The organism is Endozoicomonas sp. Z74 (genome assembly GCF_057680865.1).
The window spans coordinates 1-15,837 of record NZ_JBLYZI010000114.1; the positions used below are offsets into that span (position 1 = coordinate 1).

The window sequence follows — 15,837 nt, forward strand, 5'->3', positions numbered from 1 at the left end:
AAGAACGCCAATGGAAACTCTGATAGATGGCAAAGAGATCTGGAAGGAAAAATTTGTAGCCTGAATTTGACCTGACAGACACCCTCTGAAAAATCGGTGACTGTCAGATCAGGTCTGAACTACTACATGTTACTCAACGTGACAATACCGTCCACAATTACCCACTTCTGACAAGATACCCACTCCCCTCCATAAGTATTATCCGTTACGCCCGTAGGGGTTGAGCTATCTGGCACAATACCTGCTGAAATACTGTTGAAACGCACTCAGCACCCGTCCAGGAAGGACGTTAAGGCCATGGATGGCCTTCCAGGGAAGGATAATAACAATCAGGAGAAGCTGAGCTTTCTGGCCCCGCCCGTCGGGGCCTTATTTTTTTATGCCGCTTACCTCCCCCTGAACCGCCAACGATCAACTACACTCCAACATCAATAGCACGTTCTACCTCAAATTAGCCGTTTCGGGAGCAGTACTATGGACACAACCCCGAATGATCTGAACCACCTGTTTTGCCAACTGGGTCTGGAATCAACTCCTGGAGCCATTGAACAGTTTCTGTCCGAGCATAGACTGTCCCGCCTGCAAAAACTGGAGGAGGCCCCCTTCTGGAGTACGGGCCAGCAAGCCTTTCTTCGAGAAGAGAAAAGCCAGGATGCCGCCTGGAGCGAATCCATCGACCTTCTGGATACCTTGCTGAGATAACCTCTCTAACCAGGCCTGTTACCATGAACTTCTCTTATCCTGTACCTCCCTGCCAAAAATACCTTCACCCATGAACCGCCCCCTTTATAAAGCGATGAGCACTCTTTTCCATGTCTGATCCCAGCCGTTCCCTGCCCTTCAACTCCACATTAAATCCCCCGGTTTTTTTCAGCTCTGCACTCTGTGTGATGCTGCTTGTGGGATATACCGTTTTGTTTCCTGAAGATGCGGACAGCCGGTTTGCTCAACTGCAAGCAAGCATTATGGGCAATGCCAGCTGGTTCTACGTTATGACGGTTGCTCTTATTCTGCTCTGTGTAGCCTTTCTTGGACTGTCTCGCTATGGCGATATAAAGCTGGGGCCGGATCATGCCGTGCCTTCTTTCAGCTTTGGCTCCTGGTTTGCCATGCTGTTTTCCGCTGGCATGGGCATAGGCCTTATGTTTTTTGGCGTGGCGGAGCCGGTGATGCACTTCCTTTCCCCTCCGACAGGTGCTCCTGGAACCATCGAGGCCGCCAAAGAAGCCATGAAGCTTACCTTCTTTCACTGGGGGCTTCATGCCTGGGCCATTTACGCCATTGTCGCCCTGATCCTTGCCTTTTTTGGCTACCGTCACGAACTGCCCCTCACGCTTCGTTCCGCCCTTTATCCTATCATTGGTGATCGTATCCATGGCATACCCGGGCATATCATCGATATTTTTGCGATCCTGGGCACCATCTTTGGTGTGGCCACTGCCCTTGGCTATGGTGTTCTGCAAGTGAATTCCGGGCTTCATTATCTGTTTGCCATTGAGGTCAACACCCAGATCCAGGTGATTCTGATCATCGTTATCACAGCCCTCGCCACTCTTTCCGTGGCTACCGGCCTGGACAAAGGCATCCGCAGGCTGTCGGAGCTGAACCTGATTCTGGCACTTCTGCTGCTGGTCATGGTGGTTCTGCTTGGCCCCACCGTCATGCTCCTGCAAATGTTTGTCCAGAATACCGGTGGCTATCTGTCCGACATCGTCAACAAAACGTTCAACCTCTATGCCTACGAGCCCACTGACTGGCTGGGGGGCTGGACCCTGTTTTACTGGGCCTGGTGGCTATCCTGGTCGCCCTTTGTGGGCATGTTCATCGCACGGATCTCCAGGGGCAGAACCATCCGCGAGTTTGTCACGGGTGTACTGTTTGTCCCCACCGGCCTGACCCTTCTCTGGATGACGGTCTTTGGCAACACCGCCATCGACGGAATCCTGCACAGTAATATGGACAGCCTGGCTGAAGCGGTTCAAACCAATGTTCCGGTAGCCCTGTTTAAATTTCTGGAATACTTTCCCCTTTCAGACGCGCTCTGCCTGGTAGCCATGATCATGGTCATCGTCTTTTTTGTAACCTCCTCAGACTCCAGCGCCATGGTGATTGATATGCTGGCCTCCGGAGGAGAAAGCAAAACACCCGTGTGGCAACGGGTGTTCTGGTCCAGCATCATTGGCATTGTGGCTATGGTTCTACTGCTCGCTGGAGGGCTCAAGGCCCTGCAGACGGTGACCATCGCCTCGGCTCTGCCTTTCTCTCTCGTTCTTTTGATGTCCACCTACGGGCTACTGAAAGCCCTGGCCATTGATGCGGCCAAAAAAGAGAGCCTTACCCAAACTACCCTCACGCCCAAAGTGGGCCGAAAATTAATCCCATGGCAGGACCGGTTGAACAACCTGATCCACTTTCCCCGAAGAGCCCATGTCAACCGATTTATCCAGGACGTTGTCCTGCCAGCCATGAAGTCAGTGGCCTCTGAGCTGGACCGTCAGGGCGTCGAGAGCAGTATTCAGTTTGACACCCATAAGAACATACCCAGCCTGGTGGTCCTCCATGGGGATGAAGTGGACTTCTTCTATAAAATATCGCCACGGGCCTACCTGCAACCCAGCTTTATGCTGGACGAAGAGGAGGAGGAGGAGCGCAAATACTTTCGGGCAGAGGTGTTTCTTCGGGAAGGGGGTCAGGGCTACGACATCATGGGCTGGACCCGGGATCAGGTGATCGGTGATATTGTGGATCAGTATGAGAAACATATGCACTTTCTGCATATGGTTCGATAGGTTAGTATTTTCTTTAAGTACATTCCTTACCACCAACCCTGCGAATAAACAGACACCGACTCCACTGTGATAGGAAGACAGTCTATTCTTGAGCAACACAGATAAGGACTACAGGTATCTATCTTATGTTTGTCCCATTGATAATTCAACCTCCACCCCGGCCGTTGCGGGTCAAGAAAGAAGCTGTAAATAACTCAATCGATCAAGTAGTTATCAAGGAGATTTTCTCTCCAGCTGTTCGTTTTATGATGTTAACTGTCAGTCTTATTTACTGTATTAACTCTTCTGCATTCAGCAAAGAAGAGTGCACTCAATTGATGAATGCTTTTCTAGAACAAGGTGGAAGAAATTTATTAAAAGAAACAATTATCCCCCACTATATAGGCGCTTTAACTTATACTAATTCATGGATAAAACTCCATAAAAACCCTCTCACCGTGGATAATATCACTTCTCCGAATGGAGCTATATTATCTTCACAACAGACTAGTTTCGCTTATGAGGCCCCGCCACTTTATTTAGGCTATGGAGCTCCAATGATTGGAGCCCAATCAACAAGCACTGTTTTTCACTGCATTAATTTTGAATACGGAATTTTACAAATATTTGATCTTTGCTGTCTTTATGACCACCCCCCACCCAATAAAAGAAACCTCGACCAATACTTAACCCAACAAGCATTCCTAGGCGCAGCCCTCTCGCTACCAGGAAAAAATACCCAATAGAGGGAATCCCACTGTGCCAGGGATATTATTGAGTAATACGACAGCAGGATATTGCTTACCCAACGTCAAAAGACGATGGTTAAAGGCCAGCATCTCCTGAAAGAGATGAGCCGCTGAGCCACTCTTGCCATAGTCATTGACCCAGCTCAGTGCCTCGCTTAAGGCTTCCAGTTTGAGGGAAATCAGGTAGCCTTCGCCTTCCCCCCCCTTTCAGGATTTCCAACTTCGATTTTCTGGAACTTTCTTCTTCAGTCAGAGTGTACTCCAATTACCCCTTACCGGGAGGTGCGGGAATCCAATACTCACCACACCCAAGCAACGGTCCCGCGTGAAGCTTTCCAGAATCCAGGGCATGCGCCTGAATAACATTGATATTGCCAGACACCATCGCCTTTGCTGTATTATCGATATACTCCTGATAAACCGTTTTCAAGTTTGTCAGTGTCGTGTTTCTATAGTCTTCAATAGCCTCCCGACAGACGGGTCGATCCACTGAAACAAGGGCATCTGCGACAGCCCGCTCACGGGTAGCAATCATTTTACCGACAATTCGGATGGTAGCCTCCCTGACAGCCCCCAGGTCCATATTTGGCTTATAACCGGGGTTGGCAATCATTTTTGCCATTTCTTCATCCATGTGCTGACTCTGCATTTCCACGAAGGGCTCCAGTTCATCCAATAGTTCATCCAATAGTTCATCCTGCTGCACTATGACTTTATCCACATTAAAGACATTTACCGATGAGGCCGCTAGGGAGAAGGATGACACCAGAAAAAGGAGCCAAGCGGTTTTATAGATATTCACAATCGACACCTTTGATTTCATTATTTTCATATCGAAAGCCGGCCTGCATCCGCACCACGACCGATCAAGGGAATCATATAACGATTGGTACCAAAAATCCCTGGTCAACCCATTGGTTTAAACATTTTCAGGGTACCAATAAACGACAAAACCCTTACGACAAGTATCGTAAGGGTTTGAAGAGATGGCGGACCGGACGGGACTCGAACCCGCGACCTCCGGCGTGACAGGCCGGCATTCTAACCAACTGAACTACCGGTCCGCTACTTTCATAGACAGCGACTAAGGACGCTCTGTCTATAAAACTTTGTGCTACAGGATGAAACCTGCAAGCGACTGGTGGGTGATGACGGGATCGAACCGCCGACCCTCTGCTTGTAAGGCAGATGCTCTCCCAGCTGAGCTAATCACCCTCGGCATGTGGGTGGCTATATTACCTGAGCCTGGCCATCTGTCAATGGTTTTTTCCTTTCCGTCACTTTCTACTCAACCGCCCAGGTGGATATAGGCTTTAACCCTTCCTTCTTCTTTCAACCTGTCGATTCTGACCTGGTGCACTCGCACATTGTACTTGGTCTCCAGTGTTAAAAACCACTTGAGCATTTTCTGGTAAGCAGTGTCTTCTATCCAGACAGAAACCCCCTTACGATCCGGCTGAACCCGGCTGAGCAGAATATTCGACTGGTTTGCTGTGCCACTGATAATGGAAGACAGCTCCCGCTGCAGGGAGGCGCTTTGCTGCTTCTTCTGAAGTTGCCTGGCTTTACCAAGGTTGGATTGAAGCCAGGTATTAATCTCTTCCTGGTACTGATAATTCTGTTGCTGCTGGTCCGACCACCCGGTTACCGGCTCCCAGACCATCAGGTAAACCATGGCTGCCAGGAACGTCATTGCCAGAACCTGCAGAGCTCTTCTGTCCTTGGGGGGGCGATGCTCATACCACACCCGGCCTTGCTGCCAGAGTGGATTTCTTTCAATGAGCAGGATAATTCTGTTCATCACTTCACCTTCCTATTGTCATTCGAGCCGTCACACCATCCTTACCCTGATTGGCATTTTCAAGTCGGGTGTTCAATCCTGAAGATTTGAGTTCAGCCAGGAACCGGTCTACCAGTTCCAGGTTGCTGGCCTGAAACTCCATGGCCAACTGTCCGTTCGTACTATTGAAATCAAGGCTTTGATGGGTGATTACAGCCTCTTTCCCCAGGGAGGCTGAGACACTGGAGACCTTCTGAAGAAGGGGCAGAAAAGGCTCTCCACTCTGGGCGTTTCCGGCTGTTTTGAATCGATTTTCCAGCAGCCTTTTCACATTAAAAGACAGCATGTGATTAGCCTGAGCACTCTTTGCCTGTTGATCCTGGGGAAAAACAGTCAGATAGCTGCTCATGGTCTGACTCCAGAGTTCCTTCGCCCGATGCTGGAACAGCAAGCCTTCTCCTATTGACAAGCCCAGTTCGAGAATCAGCCAACAACAGGCCACAGCCAATAACGGCTTCCATCGACGCCACTGTCGACCAGCCTTGCGAGGGCACTGGTAAGCCCCCTGCCTTAAATCCACCAGACCGTCCAGCCTTCGTACAGCAAAATACTGCCCGGCAAGAAACTCAAACACTGACCCGGCCAAAGGCACCTTGTCTACCAGCCAGCCCTGCTCCACCAGCCATTCTGCCAGCTCATCAACCTGCCGGGTTGAAACCGCGAAGCTGCCATCAGGAACCAGCAATTTGAGTTGAGAAAGAAATTGCTTCTCTTCATCGGCCATCACTGGGGTAACAGGGTCAGAACCACTGCCCTCTGTGGACTGACCTTCCAGCGCAAAACTAACGGCACCGTAGTCAACACTAACACTCCCATGCCCCGGGGCAGCAAGCATTACAGAGGTACTATCAAGCAGCAGAGAGGTAAAACCTGGCTCTGGCTCAAACAGCTGTACTTCTGCCATAACCTGGTCCAGAGGAAGCTGGCACTGGTCAAAAAGTGTCAGCAGCCCCTGCATTCTTTCATGGGTAATGGCTGACAGCGAAACGCTATCTTGCTTGCGGTCCAGACTGCTGGCTATGTGAAAGGAATCAATGTCTTCAGCCACATCCTCTTCAATCAGATAGGGCAAGGCTGTTGCCAGATGCTTCCTCTGACCACTGTTGATCTTGACGTTTCGGTGAAGCACCAGGTTACCCGCCAACAACAAAACTACACGGTCAGGAGCAGGCTCATCGTCATCTTCCGCGTCAACCTGCTCAGAGAGCCACTCCTGTCTCAATTGGTGGACAGGGGAGATATGAACCTCTCCCCTGAGCTCACCGGATGATGCGAACTGCCCCCATTGAACCGGAGTATTTTCATCTATGGGTCCAGTCACTGGCGGCACTCTGATTAATAGAATATTTTTCATTATCAGGCCTCAGGATTCCTTATTGGTGGGTGTCCAGTAAACACTTGGACCAATTTCTCGCCCGGCAACCTGCACCTGGCCATCTGGATTGCGAAACAGAAGCGTTTTCAGATAGAACGTTGTGTCACGATAAGTTGCCTTGATGTACGCACTGAAATACCGGCTACTGAACTCCACAGGGGCTCCTTGAAAGGGAGCTGTTTTTCCGTTCAGAGCCGGCAAATTACTTAACTCATTCATACTGGCAATTCCTTTACTTCCACGCCCCCCCAAAATGGCCAGGGCATCCCCTTCTGAAATATTTTTATTAATGGATCGAATCACTTCCGGAAGCGCTGTATTCAGATTTATTTTTGATGATTTGGGCAATACGGTCACCAATGGAAGAAGTTTGTCCAGCTCCTCCAGGCCAATATCCTGAATTAACATTAATTCAGAAACTGAAGCCATTTCTGTATTAGCGGTACGACGAGGAGGATCCAGAGCCATATAAACATCATCCTCTGCACCAGACTCTGAGGCGGCGCTATCTCCATCCACCCAGTCCTGTATTTTAAAAGCCATTTGAGGATCAAGCGCCTGGGTTAAAAGCAAGTTCTGCAGCATTTCTACATACTGAGACTTCTTCCCTGTTTCACTGGCCTTTTCTATCGTTTCAGCCTCACTTTTATCGCCCCCTGCAAGCCAGTTTAAGTTAAACCGGCTTTGCTCATCCACTACTCGTACTTCTATATCACCCTGATCAACCGGGTAATTCACCCTCTGGATATTCCAATACTCTTTTTCATGATCGACCATCCGCTTGTTTTTCTTATCTAAATCAAAATCCTGCTCCAGTAATAACGCAATATACTGCTCTGCTCCCAAAGCGTAATGTTTAGCCTGCACCCTTTCCAGGTAACGGGCATTTTTTTCTGTATGCAGCCACAGATTCGTGACAATTTGGGAAGCCATCAAGGTAATCAGAGAAAAAATAAGAAGCACATAAATCAATGCCACTCCACGCTGTCCAGACAGGGAAGGAGGATAACGCAACAAAGTCATAGAAGGATCCCTCAGGCTCATCATTTACTTCCCCATGTCAGAGAAGGCTGTTGCTGCCTCTTTCCTTCATCTCCAGGTTCTCCCTGAGTTTTCTTCTGCTCCTTCTGGCCCGCCCGAAAGGTGATCATTGGCACAACAGTGACCATAGAACCGTATTGCTCGTGCTGAATCGTTACCTCCACAGCGGCTGGCATGCTGGTTTCCTGCCCACCTTCAGCACCCTTTTTCTGAGAAGCTTTTCCGGGAGGTGGCCAGGCATTGACCCACTTTTTCTTCTCATCAAGAAAACGGAACCTTACCCCTTTAACACCGAACATTACGGTCTGCCGTACCTGGGGAGTTTCAGGCGTTCGGTCAAGCATTGGCCAGTAATAGCGAACCAGCTCATCTCCCTCCCGGGCGTATGCCACCCTTTGTAAATTACTTCTGATCTCCCAGAGCGGATTACGCCATCCAGCTCGGGTAAACTCAATAAGAATTCCCGCATCCGCTGGTGACTTGAGGGAGGGCAGTTTTTCACCAAATGCATTTCTTACGGACCTGGAAATCACCTGAAAAAGGTCTTTTTCTATAACAATTTCAGCTCTCTGCATTATATCAAGGCGATCAAGTACACTTTCGGATACCTGCTGCGCACGGCTAACAGACTCAAACAGTTTATAAGCTGCAAGACTGATCATGCTGAACAACAAAATGGCAATCATCAATTCCAGTAAAGTAAAGCCGGCCTGCCGCATTATTTCCTTGCCTTTCGAATCTGAGTCGTTAATCTCGAAAGAGGAGACACGCCCTTTTCAGGTTTATCTGCCCCCATGTACACTTCAACTTCCACATTCCGAAACTCACGTACAACCTCCTGAGATCTTTCACGGACATACCATTGATAGCCCCCGTATTCCTGAACCTGTGGACGAACCGCTTCCCCTTCCCAGCGTTGCTCCGCATGCAATACATTCAAATAGTGATCGGCTATTTGTGATGCCAGTATTTTTTCCTGCATATAACGGGTCTGTCGGATACTGTTGCCATCCGACAGTAAAAGCATGGAAGCCGCCATGGCAAAAATGGCCAGTGCTACCATCACTTCAATTAATGTGAACCCCTTTAAATCATCGCACGATTTCGACATCGGACAATCCGTCTGTCAATAACACCAGTGACTGCTTTCTATCTTCAACAGGCGTTAGATGGAGTTTGAAAGGGCTTGCCTGGCGATCCGAAAAAAAAACAATAGAGGGCCCCTCATCGGTGGGTTCCACAATCCTGGAGTCCTCTCCTGACTCCAGTTGAACATCCAGGGAATCCGGCAATTGCCGGGGCTGAAAAGGTGATTCCTCCAGCCTGACCCACTCTCCTCCAGGAATGGGCAGTACCCACCAGCTGTATACTCCATCTCGGTTAATGGAGAAGCCATATTCCACATTTTCCAGCAAGGCCTTGTCACGGACCTGGGCAAAAAGCACTTCCAACCGGGCAGCCTGCCCCTGAACAATCTTGTGAAGGCTGCCAGTCACCGGGCTTAATAGGGTAATCCCAAGCAGAATGCCGATAATCAATATGACAACCAGCATCTCAACAAGGGTGAACCCCGATTGCCTGCCTCTCATTATTCCTCCCAGTTCCCGAGATCTTTATTGAGTCCCTCTCCCCCTTCCCGGCCATCAGAGCCCAGAGAGTAAAGATCATACTTGCCATGATTTCCCGGCTGGAGGTACATGTACGGATTTCCCCATGGGTCAACAGGGACTTTCTTGAGGTAGCCTTCCGGATTCCAGTTCCTGGGTTCGGGTGTTGACGTCGGTTTTTTCACCAGCGCCTCAAGCCCCTGATCCATACTGGGATAAAAACCATTATCCAGCCGGAACAACTCCAGAGCCTGGGAGATTGTTTCAATATCTGACTTTGCCACGGTCACCTTGGCCTGGTCCGGACGGCTGAGAATTTTGGGTGCAACCATCGCTGCCAGAATGCCCAAAATGACCACCACAACCATAATTTCTATAAGGGTAAAGCCCGCTTGCCGATAGTTTGCCATGTGTCTGAAAACCTCTGTTTCCTTAAAAAGTTATTATTCCCATCATCAATTGAGCAGCTGATTCATATTCAGGATAGGCAGTAAAATAGCAAGCACGATCACCATCACTACCCCTCCCATCACTACCAGCATCAACGGTTCAAACAACCCAAGCATCAATGATATTCTGCCATCCAGCTCCATCTGCTGGTTTTCGGCAGTACGGTCAAGCATCTCATCCAGCTCACCGGTTGACTCTCCACTGGCAATCATGTGCAGCATCAATGGAGGAAAGTACCCTGTTTCTGTCAGGGCTTTATTCAGACTGGTACCCTCACTGACACGCCTGGCCGCATCCTGAACAGCGCTGCGAATAGCATCGTTATTGACCACCTGGGCCGCAATGACCAGAGCCTCTACCAGTGACACACCGCTTCGGGTCAATATACTGAGCGTACTGGCAAAACGGGCTGCACTGGCCGTTCTGGCAAAACGCCCGACAAATGGCATCCGTAGCAGAACCCGGTGCCATGACAGCCGGATCGAAGGCGTTTTGAGGCTATGCCTGATGACCATGACCACCATAACAATAAAGCCAAAAAGAAAGGGCCAGTAGCTCTGGAAAGCCTCGCTGGCAGAGATCAGTATCACCGTAATCAGAGGAAGCTCCTGCCCGGTATCCACAAAAACTTTAACCACGTCAGGCACAACAAAACCCAGGAGAAAACTGACAATACCCAGTGAAGCCAGCATCAGAATGACAGGGTAAAGCAACGCCTGTTGGACCTTTTGACCTGAGCGCATCCGCGCTTCGGTGTAGTCGGCTAGCCGGTTCAATACGCGATCCAGATAGCCTGCATGCTCACCGGCCGCCACAGTGGCCCGATACATTTGTGGAAATATTTCCGGATAGGCCTCCAGGCTCCGGGCCAGCGTATAGCCTTCAAGCACTCTTGAGCGAACCGCCAGAAGGATATTTTTCAGACGCCTCTTTTCCTGCTGGGCCGCAACCCCATAAAGCGCCTCCTCAATAGGCATTGCGGCTTGAATCAGGGTGGCCAGCTGCCGGGTAATGGTAGCCAGTTCAATCGCAGAAACACCGCGCCGAAACAGGCCGCCACCGGAAGGCTGCCCTTTTTTCTGCTCTGCAACCGGATTCACAGCCAGCGGGGTCCATTCCTTATCCCGCAACAACTGACGAACTTGCCGGCCGCTGTCAGCCTCCATGGTCCCCTTATGCTGTGCCCCCTGGGTATCCAGGGCTATGAACTCAAATGCTGCCATAATGTCAGGCTACCTGCCTCCTGAGCCGGTCAATCTTTCTGGGTTACCCTTAACACTTCTTCCAGGGTGGTCACACCTTCAAGCACCTTTCGACTGCCGTCTTCACGGATACCCAGGCTATATCGGCGAACGTAATCGGTAATGTCCTGCTCCCCTTTATTGGCATGGATCATCCGCCGGACCTCTTCATCAATCACTACCACTTCGTAAATACCGGTTCTGCCACGATAGCCGGTAAAATTGCACTCCTTGCACCCCCTGGCATGGTAAATACTGACTTGATCCGAATGGGATATCCCCAGTTGCTGGCATTCTGCTTCATCCGGCAGATAAGGTTCCTTGCAGTGTGGGCAAAGAACCCGAACCAACCTCTGGGCTACCACCCCTAAAAGGCTTGAGGCCATCAGAAAAGGCTCAACGCCCATATCCTGCAGACGGGTTAATGCGCCCACCGCGGTGTTTGTATGCAAAGTTGATAACACCAGGTGCCCGGTCAAACTGGCCTGAACCGCTATTTCAGCGGTTTCTCTATCGCGAATCTCACCGACCATTACGACGTCAGGATCCTGCCTGAGGATAGCTCTCAGTCCCCGGGCAAACGTCATATCCACTTTGGTATTTACCTGAGTCTGACCAATGCCCTCAAGGTTGTATTCAATGGGGTCTTCAACGGTGAGGATATTGCGGGTTTTATCGTTCAATGAGGAAAGACTGGCATACAGCGATGTCGTCTTACCTGAACCAGTAGGCCCTGTTACCAGAATGATTCCATAGGTTTTTTTCAACAGCTCTTCAACCATTTCCTTATTCTGGTCTGTCATTCCCAGGTGTTTGAGCCTTAAGCGGCCAGCAGCCTTGTCAAGCAGCCTCAAAACAACCCTCTCCCCATTACTTGAAGGCAGAGTCGAGACCCTGACATCCACTTCTTTGCCCGCCACTTTCAGTGAAATCCTGCCATCCTGGGGAATACGTTTTTCGGCGATATCAAGCCTGGCCATCACCTTGATTCGTGAAACCAGCAGAGCTGCCAGAGTCCTCTGCAGGCTGAGAATCTCCCTTAAGACACCATCAACACGAACACGCACCACCAGACTGGCTTCAAAGGTTTCAATATGAACGTCCGATGCACCTTCTTTAATGGCTTCTGTCAATAATGCGTTGATCAGGCGAATCACCGGCGCATCATCACTTTGTTCAAGAAGATCTTCTGTCACTGGGACCGCATCGGCCAGACTGGTCAGATCCAGATCATCACTGATACCCGCTGCATCCTGAAGCGCTTCAGAGCTGTCATTGTGGTAACACTCGGCCAGGACTTCTGACAGTTTCTCGGCAGAGACCTGTTTATAGTCAAGGGACCTGCCAGAAAACCGACTGATTTCAGAAAAAATATCTGGAGAGGGGCTGTCATGAAAATACAGAACAGCTCCCTCCTGCTGCTCCATAAGAACCACACCGTGCCTTTTGGCAAATGTGAAAGGAAGCCGTTGTACAGAGCCTGCCAGATCAGCTGCAACTTCGTCATTAATGGCTGTTGCCTGATGGGTCAAGAGAGTCTCCTTGAACTGAAAAAACACATTTCATTGTCAAATCACAATCTACATACATCTAACCGGGAAATTGAAAACCAGTCTCATCATCAGTACTCAGGTGATACAGGAACAGTCTGGAGCATTATCCTGATTTTACAAATGACACATTCCCTGCCTGTTATAGCAGCTCCCCCACAAAGAAAATGTAAAGAAAGCGATAAGAAAATGCCCTCTTCTTTAAAAAACCAAACTCTTATGCTTTTATTTAGACTAAAGAATAGCCCATAACCCCCAGCCCTTTAACTTCTGTAGAGATCGCCATGAACGCAGTGATCAACGCCTCCTATTTAAAATGGGGGCACAGAAAAAACCGGCAGTTTTTGACTCTGTCAATGCTACTGGCAATGATCATCAGCCTTGGGCTTCAATCTTTTTCATTTTTCACAACCGTTCAAAAACCACTAAAAGCCAGCGGAGAAAATAGTACACTCGTCTCTGAAAGCGCCCCCCCATTGAAACAGGAAGATTTCTCCCTTCTCTTCGGTTTCAACAATCGCCAGGATATTAAAGAACAGGTGACAGAAATTCCCATCACCAAGCTCAGCCTGATTCTTCGGGGGGCAATGGCTGGGCTGGAACATAAAAAGTACGCAAGTGCAATAATTCAAAGTTCAAGCCAGGACAAACTCTATGAAATTGGTGACTCCCTTCCGGGAGGCGCGACTTTAAACCAGGTATTCTCAGACCATGTTGTTATCAAGCGAGGCACTCAACTTGAAAAGCTATACTTCCCAGAAGCCGCAAAGGATTCAAGAGCATTTCAGGAATACCAGCAGCCCTCAGCGACAAAATCTGAAGCAAAAGCACGCTCAGGTCAAAGCAACCCCCAAAATGACAAACCACTTGAAGAGCGAATGCAGGAGTTACGGGAAAAGTTGCAGCAAGCGAATCAAGGAAACTGATAAAAGAATTAGAACCTGTCAATTTATGGTTATGAAATGAATATCAGAAAAAGCACTCTGTCCCTTGCGACAATAAAAATGGTTCCTCTTCTGCTGCTATTGGCAATCAATCAAGCCAATGCTGCTACGACAGCAAACACAGGCCCTGCAGATAAGAGCATTCAACCTGCCACTGGCCCCAGGACTCCTCCGCCCTCTGACAAACTCTGGACTCTTAATCAGCAAAATGCGGATATTCGCGAATTCATAGCCCAGGTGGCCAAAATCATTGGCGAAACCTTTGTCATTGACCCCCGGATCAAGGGGGGCAGCACCGTTACCGTTATCTCTTCGAAACCGCTGACCCGGGATGAAGTGTATGATGTGTTTTTTGAGGTGCTCTCTGCCAATGGGTATACGGTCATTCCCAAGGGACGGATTATGAATGTGGTGCCCAACACCACAGCCAAAACCAGTAGCCCAAGTGGCCAGGAACGACCTATAGATGGCGTAATGACCACCCGGGTGATTGAGCTCCACAGCGTTTCCTCCGTTGAGGTTATTCCTATTATCAGGCCCCTGATTGCCCAGTATGGTCATGCCGCAGCCTCCGCCTCCAGTAATGCCGTGATTGTCAGTGACCTGGCGGATAATGTTGAGCGAATCACCAAGCTTGTCAGGGAGCTGGATGATGCAGGTAACAACGATTATGAAGTCATCCAGCTGAAACACGCCTGGGTGGGTGATGTATCAAAAATCATTTCAGACACCCTGGTGACCGGAAAAGGGCAGCTTCCAAGTGGACTTCAGGTGATAGCTGATGAACGCAGCAACCGCCTAGTCATTAAAGGAAACGCCAGTAAACGGACAAGGGTTCGAAAACTCGTTGCGACACTGGACAAGGAAGGCATCAGAAAGTCCACCACTAAAGTTATGTTCCTCAGTTACGCGGATGCCAAAAACATTGCGGACATTCTGGCAGAAGCTTCCGGTACCCTTCAGGAAAGCCAGGGAAAGAAAGGGGCAAAATCCACGGGGGGAGCAACACCTGCTTCGCCGCCATCAGCCCCCCCTTCTGCCGCTCAGCCCCAGGCCAAAGGAACGCCTTCTACCAAGTCTGGAGGACAAAGCAAGTCCGCTGTGGCCAACATCTTCGTGAAGGCAGATGAATCCCAGAACGCGCTGGTTATGATTGCGGACCCCGAAACCCTTCAGGAAATGGAGAAGATTGTCCGTCAGCTCGATGTGCCCAGGGCTCAGGTTCTCTTGGAAGCCGTGATTGTTGAAGTATCAGGAGGCATTGATGATGCTCTGGGTATTCAGTGGGGTATTGATGGAACCCAGACGATTCGGAGTAGTGGCAGCAGTACCGATGCTTCGACAGCAGTGGCAACTGGAGCATTAAGCAGCGTCACTGGCAACATATACAACAACTCTAGTATAGGTTTGGGGTCACTGGCACTCCGTGCAGATAACTTTGGCGTCCTGGTCAGTGCCATCAGCTCAAAAAGCAACAACAATATCCTGTCTACTCCAAGTATGCTTACCCTGGATAACCAGGAAGCTGAGTTTTTAGTTGGCCAGAATGTTCCCATCAAGACAGGAAGTGAGCAGAAGCAAACCGGCAACCCTTTTACAACAACTGAACGGAAAGACGTAGGTATCAAGCTTAAAATAACCCCTCACATCAATGAAGGTGACAGCCTTCGACTGGAACTTGAACAGGAAATATCCTCTCTTGATCAGAGCTCAAGCAAGATTGTTAAAGATGACCTTGTATTTTATAACAGAACACTTAAAACCACAGTCTTGATTGATGATGGCCAAACGGTGGTCATTGGTGGTTTATTAGAAGATAAGAAGGGAGGAACAGAAAAGAAAGTGCCATTATTGGGAGACATTCCACTTCTTGGTGGTCTGTTTCGTTACGAAGGCGATAACAATGAAAAACGAAACCTGATGCTCTTTATTAGACCGACCATCATGAGAAACTCTGAAAGCCTGGTAAAAGCAACACAGGATAGATTTACAAAACTGAAGCTTATCCAGAGCAGTGAAGAGAGCCCCATGGTATTACCTGATACAGCCGAAGGTCTCTTTGAAAAAGAAGCTTACGACCTGAGAGACAAAAACAAACCCGCACACAACTAAAATATTACCTAAGGAAGGTGCGATTAAGTCCCTAGCCATGAGATAATACTCCCATCGCTTCCAGCTTGAGTTTCTGTCCATGAGCCAGCTTAGTTTCGCAGACAGTGAGTTTGTCCATAAACGCAGAACCACCCGCAAAGAGCGCTTTCTGGCAAAAATG

Annotated in this window: 15 protein-coding genes and 2 tRNA genes; 5 read left to right on the plus strand and 12 right to left on the minus strand. The window is 49.3% G+C overall.

What is annotated here, in order from left to right:
• Window positions 1-474 precede the first annotated feature (474 nt).
• The 3 genes from ACNRUY_RS22525 (at window position 475) to ACNRUY_RS22535 (ending at window position 3,514) form a co-directional block, all read left to right on the plus strand.
• Window positions 475-702 carry a DUF2789 family protein gene (locus ACNRUY_RS22525; RefSeq protein WP_488113913.1) on the plus strand — a complete coding sequence of 76 codons (228 nt, stop codon included), beginning with the start codon at window positions 475-477 and terminating at the stop codon, window positions 700-702.
• A 110-nt stretch (window positions 703-812) separates the two neighbouring features.
• Complete coding sequence (locus ACNRUY_RS22530) at window positions 813-2,789, plus strand: BCCT family transporter (RefSeq protein WP_488113914.1); 1,977 nt, start codon at window positions 813-815, stop codon at window positions 2,787-2,789.
• Between the two features lie 125 nt (window positions 2,790-2,914).
• A complete protein-coding gene (locus ACNRUY_RS22535) occupies window positions 2,915-3,514 on the plus strand; it encodes a hypothetical protein (RefSeq protein WP_488113915.1) in 600 nt (199 codons plus the stop codon).
• 268 nt (window positions 3,515-3,782) lie between these two features.
• On the opposite strand, the gene ACNRUY_RS22540 is transcribed toward ACNRUY_RS22535, so the two are convergent.
• The 12 genes from ACNRUY_RS22540 to gspE all read right to left on the minus strand — a co-directional run bounded on the left by ACNRUY_RS22540 (window position 3,783) and on the right by gspE (window position 12,603).
• Window positions 3,783-4,319, minus strand: a complete 537-nt coding sequence (locus ACNRUY_RS22540; RefSeq protein ID WP_488113916.1) for a hypothetical protein — start codon at window positions 4,317-4,319, stop codon at window positions 3,783-3,785.
• Between the two features lie 185 nt (window positions 4,320-4,504).
• Window positions 4,505-4,581: transfer RNA gene (locus ACNRUY_RS22545), tRNA-Asp, on the minus strand.
• Window positions 4,582-4,656: 75 nt separating this feature from the next.
• A tRNA-Val gene (locus tag ACNRUY_RS22550) sits at window positions 4,657-4,732 on the minus strand.
• 73 nt (window positions 4,733-4,805) lie between these two features.
• Window positions 4,806-5,318: a type II secretion system protein M gene (locus tag ACNRUY_RS22555; RefSeq protein WP_488113917.1), complete on the minus strand. Its 513-nt coding sequence runs from the start codon at window positions 5,316-5,318 to the stop codon at window positions 4,806-4,808.
• Window positions 5,319-5,322: 4 nt separating this feature from the next.
• Complete coding sequence (gspL, locus tag ACNRUY_RS22560; protein WP_488113918.1) at window positions 5,323-6,678, minus strand: type II secretion system protein GspL; 1,356 nt, start codon at window positions 6,676-6,678, stop codon at window positions 5,323-5,325.
• A gap of 42 nt (window positions 6,679-6,720) precedes the next feature.
• Window positions 6,721-7,779 (minus strand): type II secretion system minor pseudopilin GspK, encoded by a 1,059-nt coding sequence (gene gspK / locus ACNRUY_RS22565; RefSeq protein WP_488113919.1) that lies wholly within the window; start codon window positions 7,777-7,779, stop codon window positions 6,721-6,723.
• A complete protein-coding gene (gene gspJ, locus ACNRUY_RS22570) occupies window positions 7,776-8,492 on the minus strand; it encodes a type II secretion system minor pseudopilin GspJ (protein ID WP_488113920.1) in 717 nt (238 codons plus the stop codon). The genes gspK and gspJ overlap by 4 nt, the downstream gene beginning before the upstream one ends.
• Window positions 8,492-8,884, minus strand: a complete 393-nt coding sequence (gspI, locus tag ACNRUY_RS22575) for a type II secretion system minor pseudopilin GspI (protein ID WP_488113921.1) — start codon at window positions 8,882-8,884, stop codon at window positions 8,492-8,494. Before gspI ends, gspJ begins: the two co-directional genes overlap by 1 nt.
• A complete protein-coding gene (locus ACNRUY_RS22580; RefSeq protein ID WP_488113922.1) occupies window positions 8,865-9,362 on the minus strand; it encodes a GspH/FimT family pseudopilin in 498 nt (165 codons plus the stop codon). Before ACNRUY_RS22580 ends, gspI begins: the two co-directional genes overlap by 20 nt.
• Window positions 9,362-9,790 carry a type II secretion system major pseudopilin GspG gene (gspG, locus tag ACNRUY_RS22585; RefSeq protein ID WP_488113923.1) on the minus strand — a complete coding sequence of 143 codons (429 nt, stop codon included), beginning with the start codon at window positions 9,788-9,790 and terminating at the stop codon, window positions 9,362-9,364. Before gspG ends, ACNRUY_RS22580 begins: the two co-directional genes overlap by 1 nt.
• 45 nt (window positions 9,791-9,835) lie before the next feature.
• On the minus strand, window positions 9,836-11,053 hold the full coding sequence (gene gspF, locus ACNRUY_RS22590; protein ID WP_488113924.1) for a type II secretion system inner membrane protein GspF: 1,218 nt from the start codon (window positions 11,051-11,053) through the stop codon (window positions 9,836-9,838).
• A 29-nt stretch (window positions 11,054-11,082) separates the two neighbouring features.
• A complete protein-coding gene (gspE, locus tag ACNRUY_RS22595) occupies window positions 11,083-12,603 on the minus strand; it encodes a type II secretion system ATPase GspE (protein ID WP_488113925.1) in 1,521 nt (506 codons plus the stop codon).
• Between the two features lie 302 nt (window positions 12,604-12,905).
• Here gspE and ACNRUY_RS22600 point away from each other — a divergent pair, with 302 nt between their 5' ends.
• Both ACNRUY_RS22600 and gspD read left to right on the plus strand, forming a co-directional pair.
• Entirely contained in the window at window positions 12,906-13,547 is a 642-nt protein-coding gene (locus ACNRUY_RS22600; protein ID WP_488113926.1) for a type II secretion system protein N, read from the plus strand.
• 36 nt (window positions 13,548-13,583) lie between these two features.
• Complete coding sequence (gspD, locus tag ACNRUY_RS22605) at window positions 13,584-15,677, plus strand: type II secretion system secretin GspD (RefSeq protein WP_488113927.1); 2,094 nt, start codon at window positions 13,584-13,586, stop codon at window positions 15,675-15,677.
• Window positions 15,678-15,837: the final 160 nt, after the last annotated feature.

What these genes read in the sequence shown, in the direction of transcription:
- gspD (WP_488113927.1), top strand. Translation starts at nt 13,584, where the DNA reads ATGAATATCAGAAAAAGCACTCTGTCCCTTGCGACAATAAAAATGGTT.
- ACNRUY_RS22555 (WP_488113917.1), bottom strand. Translation starts at nt 5,318, where the DNA reads ATGAACAGAATTATCCTGCTCATTGAAAGAAATCCACTCTGGCAGCAA.
- gspF (WP_488113924.1), bottom strand. Translation starts at nt 11,053, where the DNA reads ATGGCAGCATTTGAGTTCATAGCCCTGGATACCCAGGGGGCACAGCAT.
- ACNRUY_RS22580 (WP_488113922.1), bottom strand. Translation starts at nt 9,362, where the DNA reads ATGAGAGGCAGGCAATCGGGGTTCACCCTTGTTGAGATGCTGGTTGTC.
- gspK (WP_488113919.1), bottom strand. Translation starts at nt 7,779, where the DNA reads ATGATGAGCCTGAGGGATCCTTCTATGACTTTGTTGCGTTATCCTCCT.
- ACNRUY_RS22535 (WP_488113915.1), top strand. Translation starts at nt 2,915, where the DNA reads ATGTTTGTCCCATTGATAATTCAACCTCCACCCCGGCCGTTGCGGGTC.
- ACNRUY_RS22525 (WP_488113913.1), top strand. Translation starts at nt 475, where the DNA reads ATGGACACAACCCCGAATGATCTGAACCACCTGTTTTGCCAACTGGGT.
- gspG (WP_488113923.1), bottom strand. Translation starts at nt 9,790, where the DNA reads ATGGCAAACTATCGGCAAGCGGGCTTTACCCTTATAGAAATTATGGTT.
- ACNRUY_RS22530 (WP_488113914.1), top strand. Translation starts at nt 813, where the DNA reads ATGTCTGATCCCAGCCGTTCCCTGCCCTTCAACTCCACATTAAATCCC.
- gspJ (WP_488113920.1), bottom strand. Translation starts at nt 8,492, where the DNA reads ATGCGGCAGGCCGGCTTTACTTTACTGGAATTGATGATTGCCATTTTG.
- gspI (WP_488113921.1), bottom strand. Translation starts at nt 8,884, where the DNA reads ATGTCGAAATCGTGCGATGATTTAAAGGGGTTCACATTAATTGAAGTG.
- ACNRUY_RS22600 (WP_488113926.1), top strand. Translation starts at nt 12,906, where the DNA reads ATGAACGCAGTGATCAACGCCTCCTATTTAAAATGGGGGCACAGAAAA.